Raw genomic sequence first — 26964 nt, 5'->3', positions numbered from 1 at the left:
GATGGCGCGCCCGATCACCCTGTTCACCGGCCAGTGGGCCGACCTGCCGTTCGAGGAGGTCGCGCGCCTCGCGTCGGGGTGGGGCTACGACGGCCTCGAGATCGCCTGCTGGGGCGACCACCTCGACCCGTGGCGCTGGGACGACGACGACTACGTCGCCGGCCGGCTGGCCGTCCTGGAGAAGTACGGCCTGAAGGTGTGGGCGATCTCCAACCACCTCAAGGGCCAGGCCGTCTGCGACGACCCCATCGACCAGCGGCACCGCGACATCCTGTCCGACCGCGTGTGGGGCGACGGTGACCCCGAGGGCGTGCGGCAGCGCGCGGCCGAGGAGATGAAGCACACCGCGCGGCTGGCCGCGAGGCTGGGCGTGAGGACCGTCGTCGGCTTCACCGGCTCGTCCGTCTGGAAGTACGTGGCGATGTTCCCGCCGGTCTCCGCCGAGCTGGTCGAGGCGGGCTACCGGGACTTCGCCGACCGGTGGAACCCGATCCTCGACGTGTTCGACGAGGTCGGTGTGCGGTTCGCGCACGAGGTCCACCCGAGCGAGATCGCCTACGACTGGTGGACGACCGTCGCCGCGCTCGAGGCGATCGGCCACCGCGAGGCGTTCGGCCTCAACTGGGACCCCAGCCACTTCGTGTGGCAGCAGCTCGACCCGGTCGACTTCCTGCTCGAGTTCCGGGACCGGATCTACCACGTCGACTGCAAGGACGTGAAGCTGCGCCTCGGCAACGGCCGCAACGGCCGGCTCTCGTCGCACCTCCCGTGGGCCGACCCGCGCCGCGGCTGGGACTTCGTCTCCACCGGCCGCGGCGACGTGCCGTGGGAGCCGTCGTTCCGGGCGCTCAACGCGATCGGCTACGACGGCCCGGTGTCGGTCGAGTGGGAGGACGCCGGCATGGACCGGCTCGTCGGCGCGCCGGAGGCGCTCGCGTTCGTCCGCGCGAACCTCTTCGACCCGCCGACCGCGGCGTTCGACGCGGCGTTCAGCACGCGCTGACGCCGGCCGCCGGAGGACCGGCGCCGCCGCGGGCAGGAGGGGCCCCGCGGTGGCGCCGCCCGCCATACCGAGCGCCCGGCACGACCGAGATCCGGGCGCACCGGGCCCGAGCGGTGCGGAGCCACCCTCCGGGGTCGGTACCAGGGGTGCCTCAGCCGATCGAGCGCAACCGTCTCCCGCACGCGCCGCGCGAGCCCCACGTGCACCTCGTCCCGCCGCCTCGAGGCCCAGAGGTCCACGTGCCCCGATCGGCCGTACCGTCGTGCCGCTGATCGGGTGGGGTGCGTGGAAGGCTGCACGCGTGGAGGTCTACCTCGTTCACCACGTACGCCACGCCCGCTTCCTCGACGGGCGGCCGACACAGCACCGCGACGACGGCGGCGAGCTGGTCTGGGACGAGCAGGACGGGGACGACCTGAAGATCCTCGGCATCTTCTCCTCCGAGGCCGCCGCCGAGCGCGTGATCCAGCGGGCACGCCGGCGACCGGGCTTCCGCGACGAGCCCGACTGCTTCCTCGTCACGCCCTACACCGTCGACGACGGTGACCAGTGGGCCGACGGCTTCGTCTCCGAGCCCCGCTGACGGGACGCTCCTGCGCGCGGACCCCGGGGCCGAGGACGTGCGCGGGCGCACAGCGGGGTCGCGTCGCTGGAGGCCGAGCAGACGGTCGTGGCGCACACCGCAGCCGGGGCGCGCGCGCCCGCGGTGGCGCCGCCGCTCCGGGCGCCGATACTGGGCAGATGATCTCGACGGACCTCGCCATCGCCCTGCAGGCCGCCGGCCTGCGCTGGCAGCCGCGGCCCGGCGACCGGTTCGCGATCCAGGGCGCCGACCTCGACGGCGACGTCTTCACGATCTCCGACATGGTCGTCGAGCCCCACGAGTACGAGACCGGCACGGTGCTCGGCTTCAACGGGACGACCGAGTGGGCGCTGGACTCGGTGCGCCAGGAGGACGCCCTCTGGTTGCCCCGCGAGGACCAGCTGCGCGAGCTCCTCGGCCGCGCGTTCCGCAGCCTCGCGCGCTCCACCGACGGCGCGTACCAGGTGCTCATCGAGCTGGTGGGGCAGCCGGCGCGCGTGTTCACCGCGGACACGGCCGAGGACGCGTACGGCGAGGCGCTGCTCGCGCTGGTCACCGCCGCGCTCGAGCGCACCGCCTGACGCGCCCGCCCGACGCACGCCGCCCGGGCGGCCGGGGGCGCACGTCTAGACTCACCCCCATGTCCACCCTCTCCCGCGACGAGGTCGCGCGCGTCGCCGCGCTCGCCCGGATCGACCTGACGCCGGGCGAGCTCGACCGCCTCGCCGGCGAGCTCGACGTCATCGTCGAGTCGGTCGCCCGGGTGTCCGAGGTCGCGACGCCCGACGTCCCCGCGACCAGCCACCCGCTGCCGCTGACCAACGTGTTCCGCGCCGACGAGCCCGTCGCGCCGCTGGACCGCGACGAGGTGCTCGCCCAGGCGCCGGCCGCCCAGGACGGCAAGTTCCTCGTCCCGCAGATCCTGGGGGAGGAGGCGTGAGCGCCGCGACGAGCGGGGCGGACAGCCGCCTGACCCACATGCCCGCGTCCGAGCTCGCGCAGCGGCTCGGCACGCGCGAGATCAGCAGCGTCGAGCTGACGCAGGCGCACCTCGACCGCATCGCGGCCGTCGAGCCGCAGGTGCACGCGTTCCTGCACGTCGCCGCGGACGAGGCGCTGGCCACGGCGGCCGACGTCGACGCCCGTCGCGGTGCCGGCGAGGAGCTGCACCCGCTGGCCGGCGTGCCGATCGCCGTCAAGGACGTCGTCGTCACGCGCGGCCTGCCCACCACGGCAGGCTCGCGCATCCTCGAGGGCTGGGTCCCCCCGTACGACGCGACGCTCGTCGAGAAGATCAAGGCCGCGGGCCTGCCGGTCCTCGGCAAGACGAACATGGACGAGTTCGCCATGGGCTCGTCCACCGAGCACTCCGGCTACGGCACCACCCACAACCCGTGGGACCTCGAGCGGATCCCCGGCGGGTCCGGCGGCGGGTCGGCGGCGGCGATCGCCGCGTACGAGGCGCCGCTCGCGATCGGCACGGACACCGGCGGCTCGATCCGCCAGCCCGCGGCCGTCACCGGCACCGTCGGCGTGAAGCCGACGTACGGGTCGGTCTCGCGCTACGGCCTCATCGCGCTCGCGTCGTCGCTCGACCAGGCGGGCCCGTGCACGCGCACCGTCATGGACGCGGCGCTGCTGCACGAGCTCATCGGCGGGCACGACCCGCGGGACGCGACGTCGCTGACCGACCCGGCGACCGGCTACGTCGCCGCGGCGAAGGAGGGCGTGTCGACCGACCTCCGGGGGATGCGCGTCGGCGTCGTCCGCGAGCTGCAGGGCGAGGGCTACCAGCCGGGCGTGCTGGCGCGGTTCGAGGAGTCGCTCGAGGCGCTGCGCAACGCGGGCGCCGAGGTCGTCGAGGTCTCGTGCCCGCACTTCACGTACGCGCTCGCGGCGTACTACCTCATCCTCCCCGCGGAGGCGTCGAGCAACCTCGCGAAGTTCGACGGCATGCGGTTCGGCCTGCGCGTCGAGCCGTCCGAGGGTCCCGTGACGGCCGAGCGCGTCATGGCCGCCACGCGCGGCCAGGGCTTCGGCGACGAGGTGAAGCGCCGCATCATCCTCGGCACGTACGCGCTCTCGGCGGGCTACTACGACGCCTACTACGGGTCGGCGCAGAAGGTCCGCACGCTCATCCAGCGCGACTTCGCCGCGGCGTTCGAGCAGGCCGACGTGCTCGTCTCGCCGACCGCGCCGACGACGGCGTTCAGGCTGGGCGAGAAGCTGGACGACCCGCTCGCGATGTACCTCAACGACGTCGCGACGATCCCCGCGAACCTCGCGGGCGTGCCGGGCATGTCGCTGCCGAACGGACTGTCGGACGACGGCCTGCCGGTCGGGTTCCAGATCCTCGCGCCCGCCCGCCAGGACGCCCGGCTGTACAAGGTCGGCGCGGCGCTCGAGGCGCTGCTGGAGTTCGGGTGGGAAGGGCCGCTGCTGCGCCGCGCGCCCGAGCTGACCGGAGGGGTCGCCTGATGAGCACGACGACGAGCGTCGACCTGGTCGACTACGACGACGCGGTGGCCCGGTTCGACCCGGTCATCGGCATCGAGGTGCACGTCGAGCTCGGCACGCGCACCAAGATGTTCGACGGCGCCGAGCAGTCCTTCGGCGAGGAGCCGAACACGCAGATCACGCCCGTGAGCCTCGGCCTGCCGGGCGCGCTGCCCGCGGTCAACGGCACGGCCGTCGAGTACGCGATCCGGATCGGCCTCGCGCTGAACTGCTCGATCGCGGCGTCCTGCCGGTTCGCGCGGAAGAACTACTTCTACCCGGACGTGCCGAAGAACTTCCAGACGTCGCAGTACGACGAGCCGATCGCCCACGACGGCTGGGTCGACGTCGAGCTCGAGGACGGCACGACGTTCCGCGTCGAGATCGAGCGCGCGCACATGGAGGAGGACGCGGGCAAGAACACCCACGTCGGCGGCGCCACGGGCCGCATCCACGGCGCGGAGTACTCCCTCGTCGACTACAACCGCGCCGGCGTGCCCCTGGTGGAGATCGTCACGCGGCCCATCACGGGCGCCGGCGAGCGCGCGCCCGAGGTGGCGCGCGCGTACGTGCAGACGCTACGGGACCTGTTCCGTGCGCTCGGCGTCTCCGAGGCGCGCATGGAGCGCGGCAACGTCCGCGCCGACGTCAACGTGTCGCTGCGGCCGACCCCGGAGTCGGCGCTCGGCACGCGCACCGAGACGAAGAACGTCAACTCGTTCCGCTCGGTCGAGCGCGCCGTGCGCTACGAGATCAGCCGCCAGGCGGCCGTCCTCGACGGCGGCGGCACGATCGTGCAGGAGACGCGGCACTGGCACGAGGACACGGGCAGCACGACGTCCGGCCGCGTGAAGTCCGACGCCGAGGACTACCGGTACTTCCCGGAGCCCGACCTCGTGCCGATCGTCCCCGACCCGGCGTGGGTCGAGGAGATCCGCGCGTCGTTGCCCGAGCTGCCCGCCGCGCGGCGCCGCCGCCTGCAGGGCGAGTGGGGCTACGCCGACGCCGAGATGCGCGACGTCGTCAACGCGGGCGCCGTCGAGCTCATCGAGGCGACGGTCGCCGCGGGTGCCTCGCCGGCCGCCGCCCGCAAGTGGTGGATGGGCGAGCTCGCCCGCACGGCGAAGCAGCAGGAGGTCGAGCTCGCCGAGCTGCCGATCACGCCCGCGCAGATCGGCGCGCTGCAGCAGCTCGTGGACGCCGGTCGCATCAACGACAAGCTGGCGCGCCAGGTGCTCGAGGGCGTGCTCGCGGGGGAGGGAGACCCCGAGCAGGTCGTCGTCGCACGCGGGCTCGAGGTCGTCTCCGACGACGGCCCGCTGCTCGAGGCCATCGACGCGGCGCTCGCGGCCCAGCCCGACATCGCCGAGAAGATCCGTGGCGGCAACCTCGGGCCCGTCGGCGCCATCATCGGCGCCGTCATGAAGGCGACGCGGGGTCAGGCCGACGCGGGCCGCGTGCGCGAGCTCGTGCTGGAGCGCGTGCAAGCCTGACCTGCGCGTCCGCACCCGACGGCGCCGGAACCCGCGAGGGTGCCGGCGCCGTCGTGCGTCACCGCGCCGCGCGGCGTGCGGGGGCGACGTGCAACATCCGGGTCACACGCCGGTCCTACGATGACGTGACGGCGCCGGCCGTCGCAGCGACGCCCGGACGGGCGCACGAGGCGTGGAGGTGCGCGATGCAGAAGCCGACGTTGCAGGGGGAGATGATCGTCCTGCGGCCGGTCCGCGGCGACGACGCCGACGCGATGTGGGACATGCTCGCCGACCCCGAGGGCAACCGGCTGACCGGCACCACGCGGACGTTCACCCGCGAGCAGGTCGCGGCGTGGTGCGCGAGCCTGGAGGCGGCGGAGGGCCGCTACGACTTCGCGGTGACCGCCAACGGGTCCGACGAGTACCGCGGCGAGATCGTCCTCAACGACATCGACGAGGACGTGCGCTGCGCCGGGCTGCGGCTCGCGATGCGGCCCGTCTACCGCGGTCGCGGGTACGGCACCGAGGCGATCGAGCTCGTGCTCGGGTTCGCGTTCGAGGGCCTCGGCATGCATCGCGTGGAGCTGGAGGCGCTGAGCATCAACAGCCGCGCGGTCTCCCTGTACGAGAACATCGGCTTCCGCGTGGAGGGCCGTCGTCGCGACGCCTACCGCGACGGCGACGGGTGGTGCGACGCGATCGTCATGTCGATGCTCGAGGACGAGTTCCGCGCACGCCAGCCGGCCTGACGGCACGCCGTCGCGCGCCGCTCGACCTGCACCGCCCGCCCCCGACCCGACCCGAGGGACCCGTACCGCACCGTGCTCACCGCCACCATTCCCGACCCGGACCTGCTCGCCCGCCTCGCGGACCTCGCCGCCGCGCACCCCGACGACCTGCGGCTCGTCCCGTGGGACCTGCGCGCGCCGCTCGACCCCGCACAGGCGGCCGAGGTCGACCTCGTCGTCGTGCCGCACTACTTCGTCGCCCGCGGCGGGTTCGCCGTGCTGCACGACCTGCCGCACCTGCGCTGGGTGCAGCTGCCGAGCGCCGGGTACGAGCACGCGCTGCCGCACCTGCCCGCGGGCGTCACGCTCCTCAACGGCCGGGGCGTGCACGACGCCGGCACGGCCGAGCTCGCCGTCGCGCTGACCCTCGCGGTGCAGCGCGACCTGCCGGGTGCCGTGCGCGCGCAGGACGCCGGCCGCTGGGAGAACCCGTACGGGCAGTCGCTCGCGGACCGGCGGGTGCTGGTCGTCGGGCAGGGGTCGGTCGGCCGGGCCATCGACGCCCGCTTCGCGCCGTTCGAGGTCGAGCTGGTCCGGGTCGCGACGACCGCGCGTGACGACGCCGACGGGCACGTGCACGGCGTCGACGAGCTCGACGACCTGCTCCCCGACGCCGACGTCGTCGTGCTGGCGATCCCGCTGACGCCCACGTCGCGCCACCTCCTCGACGCCGAGGCGCTCGGCCGCATGAAGGACGGCGCGATCCTCGTCAACGTCGCGCGGGGCAAGGTCGTCGACACCGACGCGCTGCTCGCCGAGCTCACCGCCGGGCGCCTGCGGGCCGGCCTCGACGTCACCGACCCGGAGCCGCTGCCGGCCGACCACCCGCTCTGGCGTGCGCCCGGCGTGCTGATCACGGCGCACCAGGGCGGCAACACCGACGCCACGTACCCGCGCGTCGCCGCACTGGTCCGCCGCCAGCTGGAGGCGCTCCTCGCCGGCCGGGACCCGGACAACGAGGTCGCCCGCACCTGACCCGACGCAAGCCCGCCGCCGCCCCACCCACCACTGCGGTACATGCGTCACGAGTGCGGGTGTCGCACCACCCGCGCTCGTGACGCATCCACCGCGCTCGCGAGGAGCGGGCGGGCGGGGCCCGACGTCAGGCGGTCGGGCGGCGGGCGTGGTCCTCGAGGGCGACGCGGCGCTCGCGCGCGTGGTCGACCATCGGCGGCGGGTAGTCCTCGGGCGCCTCGAGGCCGAGCGTCCACGGCTCGTGGATCGCGGACCGGGGGACGTCGCGCAGCTCGGGCACCCAGCGGCGCACGTACGCGCCGTCGGGGTCGAACTTCTTCCCCTGCGTCACCGGGTTGAAGACGCGGAAGTACGGTGCCGCGTCGCGCCCGGTGCCGGCGACCCACTGCCAGTTCAGCTGGTTCTGCGGCACGTCGCCGTCGACGAGCCACGCCATGAAGTGCGCCGCGCCACGCTGCCACGGCAGGTGCAGGTCCTTGACGAGGAACGACGCCGTGACCATCCGCATCCGGTTGTGCATCCAGCCGATCGCGCGCAGCTGGCGCATGGCGGCGTCGACGACGGGGTAGCCGGTGCGGCCCTCCGCCCACGCGTCGAACGCGGCGTCCGCCTCCGGCCCCGTCGCCCACGCGTCGTCGGGCACGACCGCGCGCAGCGACTCCCACGAGGCGCCCGGCACGTGCCACAGGACGTCGGCGTGGAACTCCCGCCAGGCGAGCTCGGACCGGTACGTCGTCACGGACTCCGCGAGCGGGCCGGCGGCGCCGCGCCCGGCCTCGGCGAGGTCCGCGAGCATCGTGCGGGGGTGGATCTCGCCGTACTTGAGGTGCGGCGACATGACGGACGTGGTGTCGAGGTCGGGACGGTTGCGGTCCTCGCGGTAGCCGGCGAGGTCGTCGCGGACGAACGCGTGCCAGCGGGCGAGGGCGGCCTCCTCGCCGGCGGCCGGCAGCCGCACGTCCGTCGCCGGGCCGGCGGGCACGCCGTCGCCGCGCACGTCCGCCCACGGGACGTCCCGGGGACGCGGTGCGGGCGACGACCACCCGTGGTCGAGCCACGCGTTCCGGAACGGCGTGAAGACCCGGTACGGGTCGCCGGCGCCCGTGCTCAGCAGGCCGGGCCCGACGGCGTACGGGGAGCCCGTCGCGACGAGGGGGACGTCGCCGAGCGCCTCCGCCACGGCGGCGTCGCGCCGCCGGCCGTAGGGCTCGGTCGCCGCGCTCACGTGCACGGCCGACGCGTCGATCTCCCGCACGAGGGCCGGCAGCACGTCGACCGGGCGCCCGTGCCGCACGACCAGCCGGCCGTCGAGCGACGCGTCCAGCGCGCGCAGGCTCGCCGCGAGGTAGGCCAACCGCGGTGGGCCGGAGACCGACCACAGCCGCGGGTCGACGACGAACAGCGGCACGACCTCGCCGCCCTCGGCGCGGGCCTGCGCGACGGCCGCCACGAGGGCGGGGTGGTCGGCGAGCCGCAGGTCGCGGCGGAACCACAGCACGGTCGGCACGCGGCACGCTAACCCGGGGCCGTGCGGGCGGCGAGCGCAGCGGCCGGCGAGCGCGGGGGGCGTCGGCAGCCGCGCCGACCGGTGCGGCCCGGTGTGACGGGACCCACGGCCCCGGAAGGCGCGCACCGGTGTCCGGGCGGGGTGAGCATGGAGGACATGAGCAACGCCGCCGACCTCCCCGTGCGCGCAACGCCCACGGAAGGTCGCACCTTCCTCGGCCACCCCGCCGGGCTGTTCACGCTGTCCGGCACCGAGCTGTGGGAGCGGTTCAGCTACTACGGCATGCGGGCGATCCTCTTCTACTACCTGACCGACACGGTCGAGAACGACGGCCTCGGCGTCGACGAGGCCACGGGTCTCGCGCTGGTCGCGGTCTACGGGTCGGCGGTCTACCTGCTGACGGTCGTCGGCGGCTGGGTCGCCGACCGCATGATCGGCGCCCGGCGCTCCACCCTCTACGGCGGCGTCGTCATCGCCGCGGGGCACGTCTGCCTCGCGCTGCCGTCCGCGGCGACGGCCTACCTCGGCATCGTGCTCGTGGCGGTCGGCACGGGCCTGCTCAAGCCGAACGTGTCGAGCATGGTCGGCGACCTGTACCGCCGGGACGACCCGCGGCGCGACTCCGCGTTCTCGATCTTCTACATGGGCATCAACATCGGGTCGCTGGCGGCGCCGCTCGCCGTCAGCCTCGCCCGCAGCATCGGGGGCTACCACGCGGGGTTCGCCGTCGCCGCGGTCGGCATGGGTCTCGCGCTCCTCGCGTTCGTCGTCGGGCGCGGGCTGCTCCGGGGGGCGGGGGAGCGGCCCCCGAACCCGCTGACCCCGGCCGACCGTCCGGGCGTGGCCCGCATGGTCCTGCTGCTCACGGTGGCGGTGGCCGCCGCCGTCGCGCTCGGGTGGCTCATCACGACCGCCACCGACCGCAGCGAGGGCCCGCTCGACGTCGTCATCAACGGGCTGTCCTACCTGGCGTTCGCCGCACCCGTGGCGATGTTTTTCATCATGTTCCGCTCGCCGAAGGTCAACGCCGCCGAGCGCTCGCGGCTGCGGGCGTACGTGCCGCTGTTCGTCGCGGCCACGCTGTTCTGGATGATCTTCGAGCAGGCGTCGAGCACGCTCTCCGAGTACGCGCGCGACCGCACCGACCTGCAGGTCCTCGGCACGACGATCTCGCCGGAGCTCTACCAGTCCGTCAACCCGGCGGCGATCATCGTGCTCGCGCCGGTGTTCGCGTGGCTGTGGCTCCGCACGGGCGACCGGCCGTCCACCGCGATCAAGTTCGCGCTCGGCCTCGGCCTCGCCGCGCTGAGCTTCCTGTTCCTCGCCGGTGCGACCGCGGCCGTCGATGACGCCAAGGCGCCCTGGTGGGTGCTCGTCGTGGTGTACCTGCTGCAGACCCTCGGCGAGCTGTGCCTGTCGCCGGTGGGCCTCGCGGCGACCACGCTGCTCGCGCCGCAGGCGTTCCGCGGGCAGGCGATGGCGCTGTGGTTCCTCGCACCCGCGGCGGGCAACGCCATCACCGCCCAGCTCGTCGGGGCCACGCAGGACGTGCCGGTCGTGACGTACTTCGGCGGGATCGGCCTCGTCGCCCTCGTCCTCGCGGGCGTCATGGCCGCCCTCGCGCCGTGGGTGACGCGGCACGTCGCCGCCGGTGCGGAGAGCGACGAGGAGGTCGCCGCGCGTGCGTGACGGGGGCGCGTCGTGAGCGGCGGGCGTCGCCCGCCGACGACGGGCGCGCCGCCCCGGGCGTCAGACGGCGGGCGGGGCCGTCGACGCGCGCACGACCAGCTCCGTGGGCAGGCGCAGGTGCGGCTCCCGCTCGCGGCCGGCGACGAGGTCGACGAGCAGGTGGAGGGCCTCGGCGCCCATCCGCTGCAGCGGCTGGGTGATGGTCGTGAGCGACGGCGTGCACAGCGCCGACTCCGGCACGTTGTCGAACCCGATGACGGACACGTCGCCCGGCACGTCGAGCCCGAGGTCCTGCGCCACCTTCACGAGCTCGATGGCCGACAGGTCGTTCGCCGCGAACACCGCGGTCGGGCGCTGCGCGCGGTCGAGCAGGTCACGGGCGGGCGCTGCCGCCGTCTCGGGGCGGTACCCGCCGTTGCGCACGAGCGTCTCGTCGACGTCGACGCCCGCGGCGGCCATCGCGTGCCGGAAGCCGCGCTCGCGCTCGCGGGCGGACTCCAGGTCCGGACGCCCGCCGAGGAAGCCGACGCGCCGGTGGCCGAGCCCGAGCAGGTGCTCGGTGGCCGTGACCGCGCCGGCGAAGCTGTCCGCGTCGACGGTCGGCAGGCCGGACGGGCCGGCGTGCGGGTCGACGGCCACGACGGGGATGCCCGGGACGGCCTCGACCACCGTCGGCGTGACGATGATGGCGCCGTCGATCAGGGTCCCCGACAGGCGCGAGAGGTAGCGCCGCTCCCAGCCGACGTCGGCGTGGCCGCCGCCGCCCGAGTACGCGAGCAGCTCGTAGCCGGTGGCGCCGACGGCGCTGGACGCACCCTTGAGGAGCTCGGTGGAGAACGGCTCGAACTCGGCGACGAGGATGCCGAGCACGTTGGTGCGCGAGCTGCGCAGCGAGCGCGCGCCGAGGCTCGCCTCGTAGCCCAGCTGGGCGATGACACCCTGGACGCGCTCCAGGGTGCTCTGCGAGACGCCGTAGCGACCGTTGACCACCTTCGAGACGGTGGCGACCGAGACCCCGGCAGTTCGGGCGACATCGGCCATCTTGACGCGAGGAGCGAGGTCCACGTGGGTGATCGTAGAGCAACCGTGTCGATAACGTTATCGACATCGATTGACACGACTTCTGGACGGCTGATTACCTAACGCCCGTCCCTCCCTCTCAAGGACGACGAGGAGATCGAAGATGAAGAGGACTACCGCCCTCCGCGCCGTGGCGCTGGGCGCTGGACTCGCGATGCTCGCCACCGCCTGCAGCTCGGGCGGCACCGGCGGCAGCGAGGAGACCGCTGGTGGCGACGGCGAGAACGTCACGCTGCAGTGGTGGCACAACTCGAACACCGGCGAAGGCAAGGACTACTACGACCAGGTCGCCGACCAGTTCGAGCAGGACAACCCCGGCGTGACGATCGAGGTGAGCGCCCTCCAGCACGAGGACATGCTCACGAAGCTCGACGCGGCGTTCCAGACGGGCGACACCCCCGACGTCTTCATGGAGCGTGGCGGCGGCGAGCTCGCGGCCCACGTCGAGGCCGGCCTCGTCAAGGACATCACCGAGTCGGCGTCGGAGACGATCGCCAACATCGGCGGCGTCGTCGACGGCTGGACGAACGAGGACAAGGTCTACGCGCTGCCGTTCTCGATCGGCGTCGTCGGCTTCTGGTACAACAAGTCGCTCTTCCAGCAGGCGGGCATCACCGAGCCGCCCGCGACGATGGAGGAGCTCAACGCGGCCAACGACAAGCTCAAGGCCGCGGGCATCGAGCCGATCTCGGTCGGCGCCGGCGACAAGTGGCCGGCCGCGCACTACTGGTACTACCTGGCGCTGCGCGAGTGCTCCAAGGACGTCATGGGCGAGGCCATCGCCTCCCTCGACTTCTCGGACGACTGCTTCCTGCGTGCCGGTCAGGACCTCGAGGCGCTCGTCGCCACGAAGCCGTTCAACACCGGCTACCTCGCCACGGTGGCGCAGACGGGTCCGGCCTCCGCGTCGGGTCTGCTCGCCACGGGCAAGGTCGCCATGGAGCTCGCGGGCCACTGGGAGCCGGGCGTCATGAAGGGCCTCACCGAGGACGGCACCGGCCTCGGCGAGAACACCGGCTGGTTCCCCTTCCCGGCCGTCGAGGGCGGCGAGGGTGACCAGGCCGCGCAGCTCGGCGGCGGTGACGCGTGGGCCTGCTCGCAGGACGCTCCCGACGTCTGCGTCGACTTCATCGAGTACCTGCTGTCCGACGAGGTCCAGAAGGGCTTCGCCGAGTACGACATGGGTCTGCCGACCAACCGTTCGGCCAGCGCGTTCGTCCAGGACCCGGCGCTCGCCGGCCTGCTGGCCGTCCGCAACGAGGCCCCGTACATCCAGCTCTACCTGGACACGGAGCTCGGCGAGAACATCGGTGGCGCCATGAACGACGCGATCGCGACCGTCTTCGCGGAGCAGGGCTCCGCGCAGGACGTCGTCGACGCGATGACGTCCGCAGCCGCGAACGAGTGAGCGACGTGGCCAGCGACCTGACCCCCCGTACGCAGGGGAGGGGACCCAGGGGCGCAGCCGCGGGAGCACGCACCGGCGCCGCCGGCCAGGCATCGGCCTGGCCGGCGGCGGCCGGTCCGCGCGACCCGGACGCCCGGTTCCGCTCGCGCCAGTGGCGCCAGCGGCTCGAGATCGCCTTCTTCGTCACCCCGGCTCTCGTGCTGTTCGCGGTGTTCGTCGTCGTGCCGATCGTGCAGGCCGGCCGGTACTCCATGTTCAAGTGGAACGGCCTCGGACCGATGGACGACTTCGTCGGGTTCCAGAACTACGCGAACGCCCTCGCGGACACGATCTTCCAGCGGGCGGTCACCAACAACCTGCTGATCGTGGTGCTGTCCATCGTGATCCAGCTCCCGATCGGTCTCGCGATCGCCCTGCTGCTCAACCGCAGCTTCCCGGGGCGCACCGCGATGCGCGTCATCGTGTTCGTGCCCTACGTGCTCGCCGAGGTCGTGGCGGGTGTCATCTGGGCGCTGCTGCTGCAGCCCAACGGCCCGCTCGACGCGGTGCTCGACGCGATCGGGCTCGGGTTCGTCAAGCAGGTCTGGCTGGGTGACCCCGGGTTCGCGCTCTGGACGGTCATCGGCGTGCTGACGTGGAAGTACGTCGGCCTCGCGATCGTCCTGCTCCTCGCCGGCCTGCAGGGCGTGCCCGAGGAGCTCCACGAGGCGGCGTCGATCGACGGCGCCTCGTGGTGGCAGGTGCAGCGCAAGATCACGATCCCGCTGCTCGGCCCCACCATCCGCACCTGGATCTTCCTGTCGATGATCGGCTCGCTGCAGCTGTTCGACATGGTGTGGATCCTCACGAAGGGCGGCCCCGCGAACGCGACCGTCACGATGGCGACCTACCTCATCAACCAGGGCACCGAGCGCAGCCAGTACGGCTACGCGTCGGCCGTCGCGGTGCTGCTGTTCGCCATCTCCTTCATCCTCGCGATCCTGTACCAGACGTTCGTCCAGCGGAACGACTCGGACGGCGCGTCCGTGGTCCGCCGCCGCAGGAAGGTGTCCTGATGACCGCCGTCGCCGCCCCGCCCCGGGGCTCGCGTCCGCGCGTGGCTCGCGTGCGCGCCGACCGACGTCGCGTCGGTCCCCTCGTCTACGTCGCCGCCGTGGTGGTCGCGGTCGCAGTGCTGGCGCCCGTCGTCTACGCGGTGATCAGCGGCTTCCGCTCCAACGGGCAGCTCGCCGAGAACCCCGTCGGCCTGCCGAGCCCGTGGGTCTGGCAGAACTACGTCACCGTGCTGACCGGGAGCAACTTCTGGCGGTACGCGCTCAACTCGACGATCATCGCGCTCATCACGACCGCGGTCGTCGTCGTGCTGGGCGTCATGGCCGCCTACCCGCTCGCGCGGTACCGGTTCAAGGGACGCGACGGCCTCTACATGGTCTTCGTGCTCGGCCTGCTGTTCCCGGCCACGGTCGCGATCATCCCGCTGTTCCTGCAGATCCGGGACCTCGGCCTGGTCAACACCTTCTGGGGCGTCGCGCTGCCGCAGGCGGCGTTCGCGCTGCCGGTGACGGTCGTCATCCTGCGTCCGTTCCTCCAGGCGCTGCCCAAGGAGCTCGAGGAGGCGGCGTCCATCGACGGTGCGTCCCGCATCGGGTTCTTCTGGCGGATCCTCGTCCCGCTGTCGGGGCCGGGCATGGTGACGGTCGGCGTGCTCGCGTTCGTCGGTTCGTGGAACGCGTACCTCCTGCCGCTGCTGATCCTCAACGACTCGGCGATGAAGACGCTGCCGCTCGGCGTCGCGGACTTCTCGACGCAGTACGCGTCGGACACCGCCGGCGTGCTGGCGTTCACGTCGCTGGCCGTCATCCCCGCGCTCGTCTTCTTCCTGACGATGCAGAAGCGGATCGTCAGCGGCCTCCAGGGCGCCGTCAAGGGCTGACGCCCGCCCCACGCGCCGCCGCGCGACGCGCCGCTGCTGCGGCGCCGCACGACCCATGGGCAGGCGGGCGCACGCGAGACACGCGTGCGCCCGCCCGTCCCGTCGCACCATCGAAGGAGTGGGATCCGTGACGGATCTGCAGGTGTCCGCGGTGCCGGCCACGAGCCGGGCCACAGAGGACCGCACGCCCGAGGGGCTGCTCGCCCGGATGACCCTCGAGGAGAAGCTGGCCCAGATCGTCGGCTTCTGGGAGAAGGAGGACGGCGAGGCCGTCGCCCCGCTGCAGGGCGAGTTCGAGGCCGCTCGTGGCTACGACGACGTGACGAAGCACGGCCTCGGTCACCTCACCCGCGTGTACGGCACGCGACCGGTCGAGGCCGACGCGCAGGCGCGCCGCCTGTGGGCGCAGCAGCGCCGGCTCGTCACCGGCACGCGCCTCGGCATCCCGGCGATCGTGCACGAGGAGTGCCTGACCGGCCTGTCCGCGTGGAAGGCCGCGACCTTCCCGACGCCGCTCGCGTGGGGCGCGTCGTTCGACCCGGAGCTGGTCGAGGAGATGGCCGCCCTCATCGGTGGCTCGATGCGTGACCTCGGCATCCACCAGGGCCTGTCCCCGGTGCTCGACGTCGTCCGCGACCCGCGCTGGGGCCGCGTCGACGAGTGCATCGGCGAGGACCCGTACCTGGTCGGCACGCTCGGCACCTCGTACGTGCGCGGCCTGCAGTCGACGGGTGTGCTCGCCACGCTCAAGCACTTCGTCGGCTACTCGGCGTCGCAGTCGGGGCGGAACTTCGCGCCCGTGCACGCCGGCCCGCGCGAGGTGGCCGATGTGCTGCTCCCGCCGTTCGAGATGGCGGTGCTCGACGGGGGCGTGCGGTCGGTCATGCACTCGTACGCGGAGATCGACGGCGTACCCGTCGCGTCCGACCCGCGCCTGCTGACGGACAAGCTGCGCGGGGAGTGGGGGTTCGACGGCACCGTCGTCGCCGACTACTTCGGCGTGGCGTTCCTGCACCTGCTGCACCACGTGGCGGGCGACCTCGGCGAGGCGGCGGGCCTGGCGCTCAACGCCGGCGTCGACATCGAGCTGCCCACGGGCGACGCGTACCTCGACCCGCTGGCCGCGGCCGTCCGCTCGGGCGCGGTCGACGAGGCGCTCGTGGACCGCGCCGTGCTGCGCGTGCTGCGGCAGAAGGACGAGGTCGGCCTGCTCACGGCGACGTTCGAGGACGAGCCGCCCAGCGGCGTCGACCTCGACAGCCCGGAGCACCGCCGCGTCGCCGCGCGCCTCGCGGAGGAGTCGCTCGTGCTGCTCGGCAACGACGGCACGCTGCCGCTCGCGCAGCCGCGCCGCGTCGCCGTGATCGGCCCCAACGCCGACCGCCCGCACGCGCTGTTCGGCTGCTACTCGTTCCTCAACCACGTGCTCGCGCAGCACCCCGACGCCGAGGTGGCGCTCGAGATCCCGACGGTGCGCGAGGCGCTCGTCGAGGAGCTCACGGGTGCCGAGGTCGTGGCGGCGCGCGGCTGCGCCGTGGACGACGACGACACGTCCGGCTTCGACGAGGCGGTCGCCACCGCGTCGTCGGCCGACGTCGCCGTGCTCGTCATGGGCGACCACGCGGGCCTGTTCGGCCGCGGCACCGTCGGCGAGGGCTGCGACCGCGACGACCTCGACCTGCCGGGCGTGCAGCGCGCGCTCGTCGAGGCCGTGCTCGCCACGGGGACGCCGGTCGTCCTGGTGCTCCTCACGGGGCGTCCCTACGTCCTGGACTGGGCGCTCGAGCGCTGCGCGGCCGTCGTGCAGGCGTTCTTCCCCGGGGAGGAGGGCGGGCGCGCGATCGCCGGCGTGCTGTCGGGTCGCGTCAACCCCTCGGGCCGGCTGCCCGTCAGCCTGCCGCGGTCGTCGGGCGCGCAGCCGTTCAGCTACCTGCACCCGGCGCTCGGCGGCGACGGCGACGTCACGAACCTCAGCACGGTGCCCGTGCGTCCGTTCGGTTTCGGCCTGTCGTACACGACGTTCGCGCACAGCGACCTGGTCGTGGACGCCGAGGCCCGCACGGACGGTGCCGTCACCGCGCGCGTGCGCGTGACGAACACGGGCGAGCGCGGCGGTGCCGACGTCGTCCAGCTGTACGCGCACGACGTCCTCGCGAGCGTGACGCGCCCGGTCGCGCAGCTCGTCGGGTACCGGCGCGTCGAGCTCGCCGCGGGGGAGTCCGCCGAGGTCGAGCTCGTCGTGCCGACGGCGCGCGTGGCGTTCACGGACCGCTCGGGCCGGCGCGTCGTGGAGCCGGGCGAGCTCGAGCTGTGGGTCGGCCCGTCGTGCTCCGACAAGGAGACGACGGCGCGCACGACGCTCACGGGCGACGTGCACGTCGTCACGACGGCCGACCCGCGCTGGACGTCGGCCGCCGTCGTCTGACGGCCGCCGGCCGCGCGCGGACGTACGTCCACCCGGCCGCGCGCGACGTCCGCCCACCCGCCCGCCCGTCCGGGCGGGTGGGCGGACCACGGGCCGGACGGGCGTCCGACCTGCGACCACGGAGACGTAGTGTGTCGGGGCCCCTGGCGTCAGCCGGGGCCCCGTCCGCGTGAAGGAGAAGTCCCGCGATGAGCCGTCCGCTGCGCTCTCGTACCTCGACCCACGGCCGCAACATGGCCGGTGCGCGCGCGCTGTGGCGTGCGACGGGCATGACCAGCGAGGACTTCGGCAAGCCGATCGTCGCGATCGCCAACTCGTACACGCAGTTCGTCCCGGGGCACGTGCACCTCAAGGACATGGGCGACCTCGTCGCGTCGGCCGTGCGCGAGGCCGGCGGCGTCGCCAAGGAGTTCAACACCATCGCCGTGGACGACGGCATCGCGATGGGCCACGGCGGGATGCTCTACTCGCTGCCCAGCCGCGACCTCATCGCGGACTCGGTCGAGTACATGGTCAACGCGCACTGCGCGGACGCCCTCGTGTGCATCTCCAACTGCGACAAGATCACGCCCGGCATGCTCAACGCGGCGCTGCGGCTGAACATCCCGGTCGTCTTCGTGTCGGGCGGGCCGATGGAGGCCGGCAAGGCGGTGGTCGCGAACGGCGTCGCCCGGACGCCGCTCAACCTCATCAACGCGATCAACTACTCGGCCGACGACGCGGTGGACGACGCCGCGCTCGCCCAGGTCGAGGAGAACGCCTGCCCCACGTGCGGCTCGTGCTCCGGCATGTTCACCGCCAACTCGATGAACTGCCTCACCGAGGCGCTCGGCCTGTCGCTGCCCGGCAACGGCTCGACGCTCGCCACGCACAGCGCGCGCCGCGAGCTCTTCCTCGAGGCCGGGCGCACGGTCGTGGACCTCGCCCGCCGCTACTACGAGGACGAGGACGACACCGCGGCCCCGCGCGGCATCGCGACGCGGGCCGCGTTCGCGAACGCGATGGCCCTCGACGTGGCGATGGGCGGCTCGACCAACACGGTCCTGCACGTGCTCGCCGCGGCGCAGGAGGCCGAGGTCGACTTCACGCTCGCCGACATCGACGCGATCAGCCGGCGCGTGCCGTGCCTGTCGAAGGTCGCGCCGAACCACCCGGACTTCCACATGGAGGACGTGCACCGCGCCGGCGGCATCCCCGCGCTGCTGGGCGAGCTCGACCGCGGCGGCCTGCTGGACCACGACGTCACGTCGGTGCACACGCCGACGCTGCGCGCGTGGCTGGACGACTGGGACGTCCGCGGCGGCAAGGCGACGGAGCGTGCGCAGCAGCTGTTCCACGCCGCCCCCGGCGGCGTGCGCACCACGCAGGCGTTCTCGACGTCGAACGTCTGGGAGTCCCTGGACACCGACGCGGCGAGCGGCTGCATCCGCGACGTCGCGCACGCCTACACCGTCGAGGGCGGCCTCGCGGTGCTCCGCGGCAACCTGGCCGAGGACGGCGCGATCATCAAGACGGCCGGCATCGACCCCGACGTCTTCCACTTCGTGGGCACCGCGCTCGTCTGCGAGTCGCAGGACGAGGCCGTCGACAAGATCCTCCGCAAGGAGGTGAAGCCGGGGCACGTGGTCGTCGTGCGGTACGAGGGCCCCTCGGGCGGCCCGGGCATGCAGGAGATGCTCTACCCGACGTCGTTCATCAAGGGCCGCGGCCTGGGCAAGGTGTGCGCGCTCATCACCGACGGCCGGTTCTCCGGCGGCTCGAGCGGCATCTCCGTCGGCCACGTCAGCCCCGAGGCTGCTGCCGGCGGCACGATCGGCCTCATCGAGGACGGCGACGAGATCGAGATCGACGTCGAGACGCGCCTCATCCGCGTCAACGTCCCCGACGCGGTGCTCGCGGAGCGCCGCGCCAAGATGGAGGCGCGGGAGAACCCGTGGCAGCCGGTCGACCGCGACCGCTACGTGTCGCCGGCGCTGCAGGCCTACGCCGCGATGGCGACGTCCGCCGACCGCGGCGCCGTCCGCGACGTGAGCCGCATCCGCCGCGCCTGACGAGCAGTCCGCGCCGGGCGGCTCACGCGGCGAGCGCCGCCCGGGCGTCGATGAGCCGGGCGAGCGCCTGGTGGTCACGCTGCAGGTCGGCGTAGACGCCGCTCGCGTGCGTCACGCGGAAGAGCTCCTGCGCGTACCGGATCACGCCCACGCGGTAGGACTCGTCCCCGGCGCGGACGCGTGCCGCCGTGTCGGGGTGCGCCGCGAGTGCCTCGTCGACGAGCGCGACGAGCCGCTCGGGGTCCGGGACGTCGGCCAGCCGCTGCACGGCCGCGGCGGCGTCGGGCCCGAACGCCCAGTACTGGGCCCACGGGGTGGACGCGGAGACCAGCCGGGCGGGCGCGGGCGGCGCCGGCCACAGCTGGAGCACGTACGTCTCCGCCGGTGGCTCGTCCCACCGCCCGTCGGCGAACTGGTCGCTGCCCGCCTGCCCGTCGACCACCGCGTACCGCACGCGGAGGTCGGCGCCGGCGGGTACCGGCACGGTGAGGGAGCCGTCGCCCGCCCAGCCGGTGACGGTCACGGCGTCCCCGCTGCGGACCGAGAGCTCCGTCACCGCGTCCCACCGGGGGTCCGCGGGCGGCGGGCCGTCGTGGACCTCCACGCGGACGGGTACGTCACCGTGCTGACGCGCGACGGTGAGGATGGCGTACGCGGCCACGTCGGTGCCCAGGGACTGCCGGTCCAGCACGAGGACGAGGCCCACCGCGTCCTCGACGCCGACCGCACCGCCCTCGCCGACGTGCAGCTCCACCTGGGAGTAGTCGGCCGTCACACCGCCCTCGACGCTCAGCACGGCCCCCAGGGTAGGGACGCGGCGCCGGTCCGGGTGCCGCCGTCCGGGGGAATCCCCGGCGGCGGTCCGCCGGCGTCGACCGACCGGCGGCGGACCGGGGGCCGGCGCGCCACACTGGCCCCCGGGCGGTGCGGACGCCGCCCGGACGGAGGGCGCGATGCGCGAGGTCGTCGCCAGGACGCCGCCACCCCCGCGGTGGCTGGGCGTGCTCGCCGCCGTGCAGCTCGTGAACCTCGTCTACTGGACGGTCCGCCTGTTCGGTGGCGAGCGCGACGCCGCGGTCGTGATGGTGGTGAGCGTCGCGGTCGCGCTCGCGGCGGCCACGGCCGCGCTCGTCGCGTCCCGTCGCGCCACCCTCGTGCTCACCCCGGACCACCTCCTCCTCGAGCGGCGCCGGCACCCGCTGACGATCGCCCGGCAGGACGTCCGCGGCGTGCGGGGCGACGTCCCGGGGCGCCCGTCCTGGTCCGAGGTCGTGCTGCTCGACGTGGGCGGCCGCGAGGTCCGGCTGCCGGTGCTGGACGCGCGGCCGGCGACGCTGGTGCCACGCCTGCAGCGGTGGGCGGACGTCGGTGAGCGCGCCGCGCACGAACCGGGTGCCGGGGAGGCCACGCCTGCCTAGTCTCGGCACATGACGGACGTGCAGCAGACCACCCCCGGCGTCGACATCAAGCCCCGCTCCCGGCAGGTCACCGACGGGCTGGAGGCGACGGCCGCGCGCGGCATGCTCCGCGCCGTCGGCATGGGGGACGAGGACTTCGCGAAGCCGCAGGTGGGCGTCGCGAGCTCCTGGAACGAGATCACCCCGTGCAACCTCTCGCTCGACCGGCTGGCGAAGGCCGTGAAGGACGGCGTGCACGCGGGCGGCGGCTACCCGCTCGAGTTCGGCACCATCTCGGTGTCGGACGGCATCTCGATGGGCCACGAGGGCATGCACTACTCGCTCGTGAGCCGCGACGTCATCGCCGACTCGGTGGAGACCGTGATGATGGCGGAGCGGCTCGACGGCTCGGTCCTGCTCGCCGGGTGCGACAAGTCGCTGCCGGGCATGCTCATGGCGGCCGCGCGCCTCGACCTGTCGAGCGTCTTCCTCTACGCCGGCTCGATCATGCCGGGCTGGGTGAAGCTCTCGGACGGCACCGAGAAGGACGTGACGATCATCGACGCGTTCGAGGCCGTCGGCGCGTGCGCGCGCGGGCTCATGAGCCGCGAGGACGTCGACCGCATCGAGCGGGCGATCTGCCCGGGCGAGGGCGCGTGCGGCGGCATGTACACCGCGAACACGATGGCGTCGGTGGCCGAGGCGATGGGCATGTCGCTGCCGGGCTCCGCCGCCCCGCCGAGCGCGGACCGCCGCCGCGACCAGTTCGCGCGCCGGTCGGGGGAGGCCGTCGTGGAGCTGCTGCGCCGCGGCATCACCGCCCGGCAGATCATGACGAAGGAGGCGTTCGAGAACGCGATCGCCGTCGTCATGGCGTTCGGCGGGTCGACCAACGCGGTGCTGCACCTGCTGGCGATCGCGCACGAGGCCGAGGTGGACCTCACGCTCGAGGACTTCTCCCGCGTGGCCGAGCGCGTGCCGCACCTCGGCGACCTCAAGCCGTTCGGGCGGTACGTCATGAACGACGTCGACCGGATCGGCGGCGTCCCGGTCGTCATGAAGGCCCTGCTCGACGCGGGTCTGCTGCACGGCGACTGCCTCACCGTCACCGGCCGCACGGTCGCGGAGAACCTCGCCGACATCGCGCCGCCCGACCCCGACGGCAAGATCCTGCGCGCGCTCGACGACCCGATCCACCGCACGGGCGGCATCACGATCCTCGGCGGGTCGCTCGCACCCGAGGGTGCCGTGGTGAAGTCGGCCGGTTTCGACTCCGACGTCTTCGAGGGCACGGCCCGCGTGTTCGAGCGTGAGCGCGCGGCGCTCGACGCGCTCGAGGACGGCACGATCCAGGCGGGCGACGTCGTCGTCATCCGGTACGAGGGCCCCAAGGGCGGTCCCGGCATGCGCGAGATGCTCGCCATCACGGGCGCGATCAAGGGCGCCGGGCTGGGCAAGGACGTCCTGCTCATCACCGACGGCCGGTTCTCCGGCGGGACGACGGGCCTGTGCGTGGGGCACATCGCTCCGGAGGCGGTCGACGCCGGGCCCATCGCGTTCGTGCGCGACGGCGACCGCATCCGCCTCGACGTCGCGCACGCGACGCTCGACCTGCTCGTCGAGGAGTCGGAGCTCGCGGCCCGGCGCGAGGGCTGGCGGCCGCTCCCGCCGCGCTACACGCGCGGGGTGCTCGGCAAGTACCAGAAGCTCGTGCAGTCGGCGTCGAAGGGCGCGGTCCTGGGGTGAGTGCCGGCCTCGCCCGAGCCCGGCGCGGACAGCGCGCCGGCGGCACGGGCGGGCGCGGTAGCGTCCGTCTCACGCGAGGAGGGCGCATGGGCAAGGTCCACGAGAGCATCACGCCGCGGCTGCGCGCCTTCTGCGAGGCGCAGCACGTCTTCTTCGTCGCGACGGCACCGGACGGGCCCGGTGGGCACGTCAACGTCTCGCCCCGCGGCGTCGGCGGCACGTTCGTCGTGCTCGACGAGCGCACGGTCGCGTGGGCGGACCTGACGGCGAGCGGCTCGGAGACCATCGCGCACCTGCGCCAGAACGGGCGCGTCACGCTCATGTTCTGCGCGTTCGAGGGACCGCCGAACATCGTCCGCCTGCACGGGCACGGCCGGTTCGTGACCATCTACGACGAGGGGTTCGACGCGCTCGCGGCCCTGTTCCCCGAGACCCGGGGCGTGCGTGCCGTGATCGTCGTCGACGTCGAGCGCGTCTCGGACTCGTGCGGCTACGGCGTGCCGCTCATGACCTACGCGGGCGAGCGCGACCTGCTGCCGCAGCTCATGGACCGCAAGGGCCCCGACGGGCAGGCGGAGTACCGGCGCCGCAAGAACCGTACGAGCATCGACGGGCTGCCGGCGTTCGACATGGACCCGCTCCCGGACGGCGCGGGGGACGGGCCGGTCGTCCCGACCTGACGGGCGCGGGTGCGCGGACGCGCGCGCGGTGCGAGGGTCGGGGGACCGGTACCCCGCCCCCGAGGAGCCCGTCGTGACCTTCACGCGCGAGGACGCACCGTGGTGGACCACCGCGGTCGTCTACCAGATCTACCCCCGCTCGTTCCAGGACTCCGACGGCGACGGCGTCGGCGACCTGCGCGGCGTGCTGCGGCGCGTCGACCACCTCGCCGAGCTGGGCGTCGACGTCGTCTGGTTCTCGCCGCTGTACCGCAGCCCGCAGGACGACAACGGCTACGACATCAGCGACTACCGCGACGTCGACCCGCTGTTCGGCACGCTCGAGGACCTCGACGAGGTGGTCGCGGCGCTGCACGCGCGGGGGATCAAGGTCGTCATGGACCTCGTCGTCAACCACACGAGCGACGAGCACCCGTGGTTCGTCGAGTCCCGCTCGTCCGTCGACAGCCCGAAGCGCGACTGGTACTGGTGGCGGCCGCCGCGCCCCGGCATGGCCGCCGGCGACCCGGGCGCCGAGCCGACGAACTGGGAGTCGTTCTTCTCGGGGCCCGCGTGGGAGCTCGACGAGGCGACCGGCGAGTACTACCTGCACCTGTTCAGCCGCAAGCAGCCCGACCTGAACTGGGAGAACCCGCAGGTCCGGCACGCCGTCTACGACATGATGCGCTGGTGGCTCGACCGCGGGGTGGACGGCTTCCGCATGGACGTCATCAACCTCATCTCGAAGGTCGTCGGCCCCGACGGCGCGCTGCACGACGGGCCCGTCACGCACGGCGTGCTCGGGGACGCCGGGCCCGGCACCAACAACGGCCCGCGCCTGCACGAGTTCCTCCAGGAGATGCACCGCGAGGTGTTCGCGGGCCGGCGGGAGTCGCTGCTGCTCGTCGGCGAGACGCCGGGCGCGACGGTCGACGACGCGGTCCTGTTCACGGACCCCCGCCGCGCGGAGCTCGACATGGTCTTCACGTTCGAGCACGTCGGCCTCGACCACGGGCCCGGGGGCAAGTTCGACCCGGTGCCGCTCGACCTGCGCGACCTCAAGGCGACGATGGGCCGCTGGCAGGCGGGCCTGCAGGACGTCGGCTGGAACTCGCTGTACTGGGACAACCACGACCAGCCGCGCGTGGTGTCGCGCTTCGGCGACGACGGCGAGTACCGGCGGGAGTCCGCGACGATGCTGGCGACGGTGCTGCACCTGCACCGCGGCACGCCGTACGTCTACCAGGGCGAGGAGCTGGGCATGACGAACGCCCACTTCACGTCGCTCGATCAGTACCGCGACATCGAGTCGCTGCGGTACGCCGAGGACGCCCGCACCCGCGGCCACGCGAGCGAGGACCAGGTGCTCGCCGGCCTCGCCGCGATGGGCCGCGACAACGCGCGCACGCCCGTGCAGTGGGACGCGTCCCCGCACGCGGGCTTCACGACGGGCGAGCCGTGGATCGCCGTGCACCCGAACCACCGCACGGTGAACGCCGAGGCCGAGCGCGCCGACCCCGCGTCGGTGTTCCACCACTACCGCCGGCTGATCGCGCTGCGGCACGACGAGCCGGCCGTCGCGCTCGGCGACTTCCGGATGCTGCTGCCGCACGACCCGCACGTGTACGCGTTCACGCGCACGCTCGACGACGTGCAGCTCCTCGTGCTCGGGAACTTCACGGGGGAGGAGCGCACCGTCGAGCTGGACGACGCGTGGGACGAGGAGGCCGAGCGCGTGCTCGGCAACTACCCCGACCCGGCGGCGCTCGCCGTGGGCGTCGTCACGCTGCGGCCGTGGGAGGCGCTGGTGCTGCGCCGGACGCTGCCGGCGTCCTGACAGCGCGTCAGCGCGGGGTCACCCCTCGTCGAGCAGGTCCACGACCAGGCGGTGGCCCTCCGGCCAGAAGAACGCGCGGACCGGCACGCGGGCCGCGGCGTCGACGTACCCGACCGCGACGTCGTCGAGCGCGACGGGGGCGAGGACGGAGATCACCGAGCCGGAGTCGACCCGCTCGTCGCGCGTGACGTCGATGCCGGAGACCGGCACGGATCCGATGGCGACGCGGAGCACGGCGCCGCCCTCGGTCGGCAGGACGCGGCCCCGCTCCTCGTCCAGCGCCTGGTCGGCCCACCACACCTCGTAGGAGGCGGCGCCGGGGCCGTTGAGCACGTACTCGACGCGGGTGAAGCCGTCGTGCGGCGTGACGACGACGTCGTCGACGCTCACCCACTCGGTGGACGTCGTCTGCGAGATCTCCAGCGCGTCCTGGAACTGCGGCACGCCGACGGGCTCCTCGCCGGGGGCGGGTGCGGGGGCGGGCGCCGCGGTGGCGCTCGCGGACGGGTCGCCCGCACCGGGCTGCGACGAGCCGGACAGCGACGCCGGCGGCGTGGGGGACTCGTACGGGGCCGCGGCGCTGGAGCTGCTGCACGCGGCCAGGGCGAGGACCGCGGTCGCGGCGGCGCCCGCGGCGAGGGCGCGCCGGCTGCCGCGGGCGGCTCCGGCCACGGTGTCGCAGGCAGGGCGGGCGAGGGCGGGGCGGCGGGTCATGGGACGACCGTAGCGCAGATGGGAGCGATTCCACGAGAGCGCTCCCACGTTCCACCCGGTCGGGCGAACCGGACAGCCGCGTCGGTGGTCGGTCCGGTCAGTCGTCGTCCTGCACGTCGACGACCACGCGCACGGGGTCCTCGAGCAGCAGGACGCGGACGGGCCGCGGGCCGTCGTCGACACCGACGAACGACTGCGTCATCCCCTCGAACGTGAGCGGTCGGGTCACGTGCTCGACGTCCCCGCGGTCCGGCCGCAGGTCCTGCGCGAGCTCGTCGTGCCCGCTGTCGTGCGGGTACGCCGTGCCGGTGAGCCACACCTGCAGCACGGCGTCGCCGTCGACCGGCACGACCGCGCCGGACGGGTCCTCGACGGCCCGGTCGACCCAGCCGACGCGCCACCCGGGCAGCCCCTCCCCGGCCAGCTCGTAGACGACACGGTCGTAGCCCTCGTGCTCGCCCGTGCGCACGGCGACGACCGTCAGCCGGCCGCCCGCCGGCTCCGCGGTGACCTCGGTGCCCGGCGCCGTGAACGCGCCGAGCGCCGCGGTCGGCTCGGGCGCGGCCGTGGCGGGTGCCGACGGTGCCGTGCTCGTCGTCGTGGGGGCGGCCGCCGCCGTCGGGGTCGCGGTCCGGCCGGCGGTGCCTGCCGTCGGAGCGGGCGTCCCGGCGCCGCCGCCGCAGGCCGCCGTGGCCAGCAGCGCGAGCCCGAGGCCCGCGGTCGTGACGCTCCTGGGAGCCGACGGCCGTGCGGTCCTGCGTGCGGTCGTGCCCACCTCGCCACCTCCGACGTCGCGTCCTCACGTCCGACGACGTCCACCGTACGGCGGCCGGGTGCGCGGGGCCGGACGTGCCCGGGCGCGTCGCCGGTCCGGCCCCGTCAGCGCGCGAGGCGCTCCACGACCGTGCCGAACAGCGCGGGTGAGCGGCGGGCCACCGGCAGCAGCGCCGGGCGCAGCGGCGAGGTCGCCCAGGCGACGAGCGCGGACGTCAGCACCCGGTAGTCGCGCGTCGCGGCCCGCCACGCGCGCTCGTACGCCGCCGGGTCGTCGAGCGTCGCGACGGCCGCCCGCGCCTGCGCGAAGCCGACCCGCAGCCCCTCGCCGGTCAGCGCGTCGACGTACCCGGACGCGTCGCCGACGAGCCGCACCGGCCCGGCGGCGCGGCGGGTGCTGCGCTGGCGCAGCGGGCCGGCGCCC

23 protein-coding genes and 1 pseudogene are annotated in these 26964 nt (G+C 74.0%); 18 read left to right on the top strand and 6 right to left on the bottom strand.

Annotated features, from left to right (window positions below):
- Position 1 precedes the first annotated feature (1 nt).
- The 8 genes from AB6N23_RS04810 (at position 2) to AB6N23_RS04775 (ending at position 7320) form a co-directional block, all read left to right on the top strand.
- Positions 2-1003 (top strand): sugar phosphate isomerase/epimerase family protein, encoded by a 1002-nt coding sequence (locus AB6N23_RS04810; RefSeq protein ID WP_412864955.1) that lies wholly within the window; start codon positions 2-4, stop codon positions 1001-1003.
- Positions 1004-1304: 301 nt separating this feature from the next.
- Positions 1305-1586, top strand: coding sequence for a DUF7336 domain-containing protein (locus AB6N23_RS04805; protein ID WP_412864954.1), 282 nt, complete (start codon positions 1305-1307; stop codon positions 1584-1586).
- A 158-nt stretch (positions 1587-1744) separates the two neighbouring features.
- On the top strand, positions 1745-2167 hold the full coding sequence (locus tag AB6N23_RS04800) for a pilus assembly protein CpaE (RefSeq protein ID WP_412864953.1): 423 nt from the start codon (positions 1745-1747) through the stop codon (positions 2165-2167).
- A 59-nt stretch (positions 2168-2226) separates the two neighbouring features.
- A complete protein-coding gene (gene gatC / locus AB6N23_RS04795) occupies positions 2227-2526 on the top strand; it encodes an Asp-tRNA(Asn)/Glu-tRNA(Gln) amidotransferase subunit GatC (RefSeq protein ID WP_135971963.1) in 300 nt (99 codons plus the stop codon).
- Between the two features lie 38 nt (positions 2527-2564).
- Positions 2565-4064, top strand: coding sequence for an Asp-tRNA(Asn)/Glu-tRNA(Gln) amidotransferase subunit GatA (gatA, locus tag AB6N23_RS04790; RefSeq protein ID WP_412864965.1), 1500 nt, complete (start codon positions 2565-2567; stop codon positions 4062-4064).
- Entirely contained in the window at positions 4064-5575 is a 1512-nt protein-coding gene (gene gatB / locus AB6N23_RS04785; protein WP_412864952.1) for an Asp-tRNA(Asn)/Glu-tRNA(Gln) amidotransferase subunit GatB, read from the top strand. Before gatA ends, gatB begins: the two co-directional genes overlap by 1 nt.
- 185 nt (positions 5576-5760) lie before the next feature.
- A complete protein-coding gene (locus tag AB6N23_RS04780; protein WP_412864951.1) occupies positions 5761-6306 on the top strand; it encodes a GNAT family N-acetyltransferase in 546 nt (181 codons plus the stop codon).
- Positions 6307-6378: 72 nt separating this feature from the next.
- Entirely contained in the window at positions 6379-7320 is a 942-nt protein-coding gene (locus tag AB6N23_RS04775) for a 2-hydroxyacid dehydrogenase (RefSeq protein ID WP_412864950.1), read from the top strand.
- Between the two features lie 127 nt (positions 7321-7447).
- Here AB6N23_RS04775 and AB6N23_RS04770 read toward each other — a convergent pair whose 3' ends face one another.
- Positions 7448-8827: a cryptochrome/photolyase family protein gene (locus AB6N23_RS04770; RefSeq protein WP_412864949.1), complete on the bottom strand. Its 1380-nt coding sequence runs from the start codon at positions 8825-8827 to the stop codon at positions 7448-7450.
- A 156-nt stretch (positions 8828-8983) separates the two neighbouring features.
- Between AB6N23_RS04770 and AB6N23_RS04765 the strand changes: the two genes are divergently transcribed.
- Positions 8984-10516, top strand: a complete 1533-nt coding sequence (locus AB6N23_RS04765) for a peptide MFS transporter (protein ID WP_412864948.1) — start codon at positions 8984-8986, stop codon at positions 10514-10516.
- 60 nt (positions 10517-10576) lie between these two features.
- Here the strand turns inward: AB6N23_RS04765 and AB6N23_RS04760 are convergent, their stop codons facing one another.
- Positions 10577-11557: a LacI family DNA-binding transcriptional regulator gene (locus AB6N23_RS04760; protein ID WP_412864964.1), complete on the bottom strand. Its 981-nt coding sequence runs from the start codon at positions 11555-11557 to the stop codon at positions 10577-10579.
- A gap of 142 nt (positions 11558-11699) precedes the next feature.
- Between AB6N23_RS04760 and AB6N23_RS04755 the strand changes: the two genes are divergently transcribed.
- The 5 genes from AB6N23_RS04755 to ilvD (AB6N23_RS04735) all read left to right on the top strand — a co-directional run bounded on the left by AB6N23_RS04755 (position 11700) and on the right by ilvD (AB6N23_RS04735) (position 19413).
- Positions 11700-13004 carry an ABC transporter substrate-binding protein gene (locus tag AB6N23_RS04755; protein ID WP_412864947.1) on the top strand — a complete coding sequence of 435 codons (1305 nt, stop codon included), beginning with the start codon at positions 11700-11702 and terminating at the stop codon, positions 13002-13004.
- Positions 13001-14059 carry a carbohydrate ABC transporter permease gene (locus AB6N23_RS04750; RefSeq protein ID WP_412864946.1) on the top strand — a complete coding sequence of 353 codons (1059 nt, stop codon included), beginning with the start codon at positions 13001-13003 and terminating at the stop codon, positions 14057-14059. The genes AB6N23_RS04755 and AB6N23_RS04750 overlap by 4 nt, the downstream gene beginning before the upstream one ends.
- Positions 14059-14937 (top strand): carbohydrate ABC transporter permease, encoded by an 879-nt coding sequence (locus AB6N23_RS04745; RefSeq protein WP_412864945.1) that lies wholly within the window; start codon positions 14059-14061, stop codon positions 14935-14937. Before AB6N23_RS04750 ends, AB6N23_RS04745 begins: the two co-directional genes overlap by 1 nt.
- A 136-nt stretch (positions 14938-15073) precedes the next feature.
- Entirely contained in the window at positions 15074-17362 is a 2289-nt protein-coding gene (locus tag AB6N23_RS04740; RefSeq protein ID WP_489671999.1) for a beta-xylosidase/alpha-l-arabinosidase, read from the top strand.
- A gap of 188 nt (positions 17363-17550) precedes the next feature.
- Positions 17551-19413, top strand: coding sequence for a dihydroxy-acid dehydratase (gene ilvD / locus AB6N23_RS04735; protein ID WP_412864943.1), 1863 nt, complete (start codon positions 17551-17553; stop codon positions 19411-19413).
- A gap of 22 nt (positions 19414-19435) precedes the next feature.
- Here ilvD (AB6N23_RS04735) and AB6N23_RS04730 read toward each other — a convergent pair whose 3' ends face one another.
- The gene (locus AB6N23_RS04730; RefSeq protein ID WP_412864942.1) at positions 19436-20209 is read right to left on the bottom strand and encodes a GatB/YqeY domain-containing protein; all 774 of its coding nucleotides are present in this window, start codon (positions 20207-20209) and stop codon (positions 19436-19438) included.
- Between the two features lie 157 nt (positions 20210-20366).
- On the opposite strand from AB6N23_RS04730, the gene AB6N23_RS04725 reads away from it, so the two are divergent.
- The 4 genes from AB6N23_RS04725 (at position 20367) to AB6N23_RS04710 (ending at position 25052) form a co-directional block, all read left to right on the top strand.
- Positions 20367-20831 carry a hypothetical protein gene (locus AB6N23_RS04725; protein WP_412864941.1) on the top strand — a complete coding sequence of 155 codons (465 nt, stop codon included), beginning with the start codon at positions 20367-20369 and terminating at the stop codon, positions 20829-20831.
- Positions 20832-20840: 9 nt separating this feature from the next.
- Positions 20841-22556, top strand: coding sequence for a dihydroxy-acid dehydratase (ilvD, locus tag AB6N23_RS04720; protein ID WP_412864940.1), 1716 nt, complete (start codon positions 20841-20843; stop codon positions 22554-22556).
- 86 nt (positions 22557-22642) lie between these two features.
- A complete protein-coding gene (locus AB6N23_RS04715) occupies positions 22643-23236 on the top strand; it encodes a pyridoxamine 5'-phosphate oxidase family protein (RefSeq protein ID WP_412864939.1) in 594 nt (197 codons plus the stop codon).
- A 73-nt stretch (positions 23237-23309) separates the two neighbouring features.
- Positions 23310-25052, top strand: a complete 1743-nt coding sequence (locus AB6N23_RS04710) for a glycoside hydrolase family 13 protein (protein ID WP_412864938.1) — start codon at positions 23310-23312, stop codon at positions 25050-25052.
- A gap of 18 nt (positions 25053-25070) precedes the next feature.
- On the opposite strand, the gene AB6N23_RS04705 is transcribed toward AB6N23_RS04710, so the two are convergent.
- The 3 genes and pseudogenes from AB6N23_RS04705 to AB6N23_RS04695 all read right to left on the bottom strand — a co-directional run.
- Entirely contained in the window at positions 25071-25766 is a 696-nt protein-coding gene (locus AB6N23_RS04705) for an AMIN-like domain-containing (lipo)protein (RefSeq protein WP_412864937.1), read from the bottom strand.
- 97 nt (positions 25767-25863) lie between these two features.
- The gene (locus AB6N23_RS04700) at positions 25864-26541 is read right to left on the bottom strand and encodes an AMIN-like domain-containing (lipo)protein (RefSeq protein ID WP_412864936.1); all 678 of its coding nucleotides are present in this window, start codon (positions 26539-26541) and stop codon (positions 25864-25866) included.
- A gap of 104 nt (positions 26542-26645) precedes the next feature.
- Positions 26646-26964 (bottom strand): annotated as a pseudogene (locus tag AB6N23_RS04695) (monooxygenase); the annotation flags it as partial.

The sequence above is a fragment of the Cellulomonas pasadenensis genome (assembly GCF_047229365.1).
In the GTDB taxonomy this organism is placed as follows: Bacteria; Actinomycetota; Actinomycetes; order Actinomycetales; family Cellulomonadaceae; genus Cellulomonas.
The sequence above is the reverse complement of the archived record's forward strand: the minus strand, read 5'-3'. Positions and strand labels throughout refer to the sequence as shown.

Bases quoted from the DNA above. Each gene is read 5' to 3' on its own strand.
- AB6N23_RS04810 (WP_412864955.1), top strand. From the start codon at position 2: ATGGCGCGCCCGATCACCCTGTTCACCGGCCAGTGGGCCGACCTGCCG.
- AB6N23_RS04800 (WP_412864953.1), top strand. From the start codon at position 1,745: ATGATCTCGACGGACCTCGCCATCGCCCTGCAGGCCGCCGGCCTGCGC.
- gatC (WP_135971963.1), top strand. From the start codon at position 2,227: ATGTCCACCCTCTCCCGCGACGAGGTCGCGCGCGTCGCCGCGCTCGCC.
- gatA (WP_412864965.1), top strand. From the start codon at position 2,565: ATGCCCGCGTCCGAGCTCGCGCAGCGGCTCGGCACGCGCGAGATCAGC.
- gatB (WP_412864952.1), top strand. From the start codon at position 4,064: ATGAGCACGACGACGAGCGTCGACCTGGTCGACTACGACGACGCGGTG.
- AB6N23_RS04780 (WP_412864951.1), top strand. From the start codon at position 5,761: ATGCAGAAGCCGACGTTGCAGGGGGAGATGATCGTCCTGCGGCCGGTC.
- AB6N23_RS04765 (WP_412864948.1), top strand. From the start codon at position 8,984: ATGAGCAACGCCGCCGACCTCCCCGTGCGCGCAACGCCCACGGAAGGT.
- AB6N23_RS04760 (WP_412864964.1), bottom strand. From the start codon at position 11,557: ATGGCCGATGTCGCCCGAACTGCCGGGGTCTCGGTCGCCACCGTCTCG.
- AB6N23_RS04755 (WP_412864947.1), top strand. From the start codon at position 11,700: ATGAAGAGGACTACCGCCCTCCGCGCCGTGGCGCTGGGCGCTGGACTC.
- AB6N23_RS04745 (WP_412864945.1), top strand. From the start codon at position 14,059: ATGACCGCCGTCGCCGCCCCGCCCCGGGGCTCGCGTCCGCGCGTGGCT.
- ilvD (WP_412864943.1), top strand. From the start codon at position 17,551: ATGAGCCGTCCGCTGCGCTCTCGTACCTCGACCCACGGCCGCAACATG.
- AB6N23_RS04725 (WP_412864941.1), top strand. From the start codon at position 20,367: ATGCGCGAGGTCGTCGCCAGGACGCCGCCACCCCCGCGGTGGCTGGGC.
- ilvD (WP_412864940.1), top strand. From the start codon at position 20,841: ATGACGGACGTGCAGCAGACCACCCCCGGCGTCGACATCAAGCCCCGC.
- AB6N23_RS04715 (WP_412864939.1), top strand. From the start codon at position 22,643: ATGGGCAAGGTCCACGAGAGCATCACGCCGCGGCTGCGCGCCTTCTGC.
- AB6N23_RS04705 (WP_412864937.1), bottom strand. From the start codon at position 25,766: ATGACCCGCCGCCCCGCCCTCGCCCGCCCTGCCTGCGACACCGTGGCC.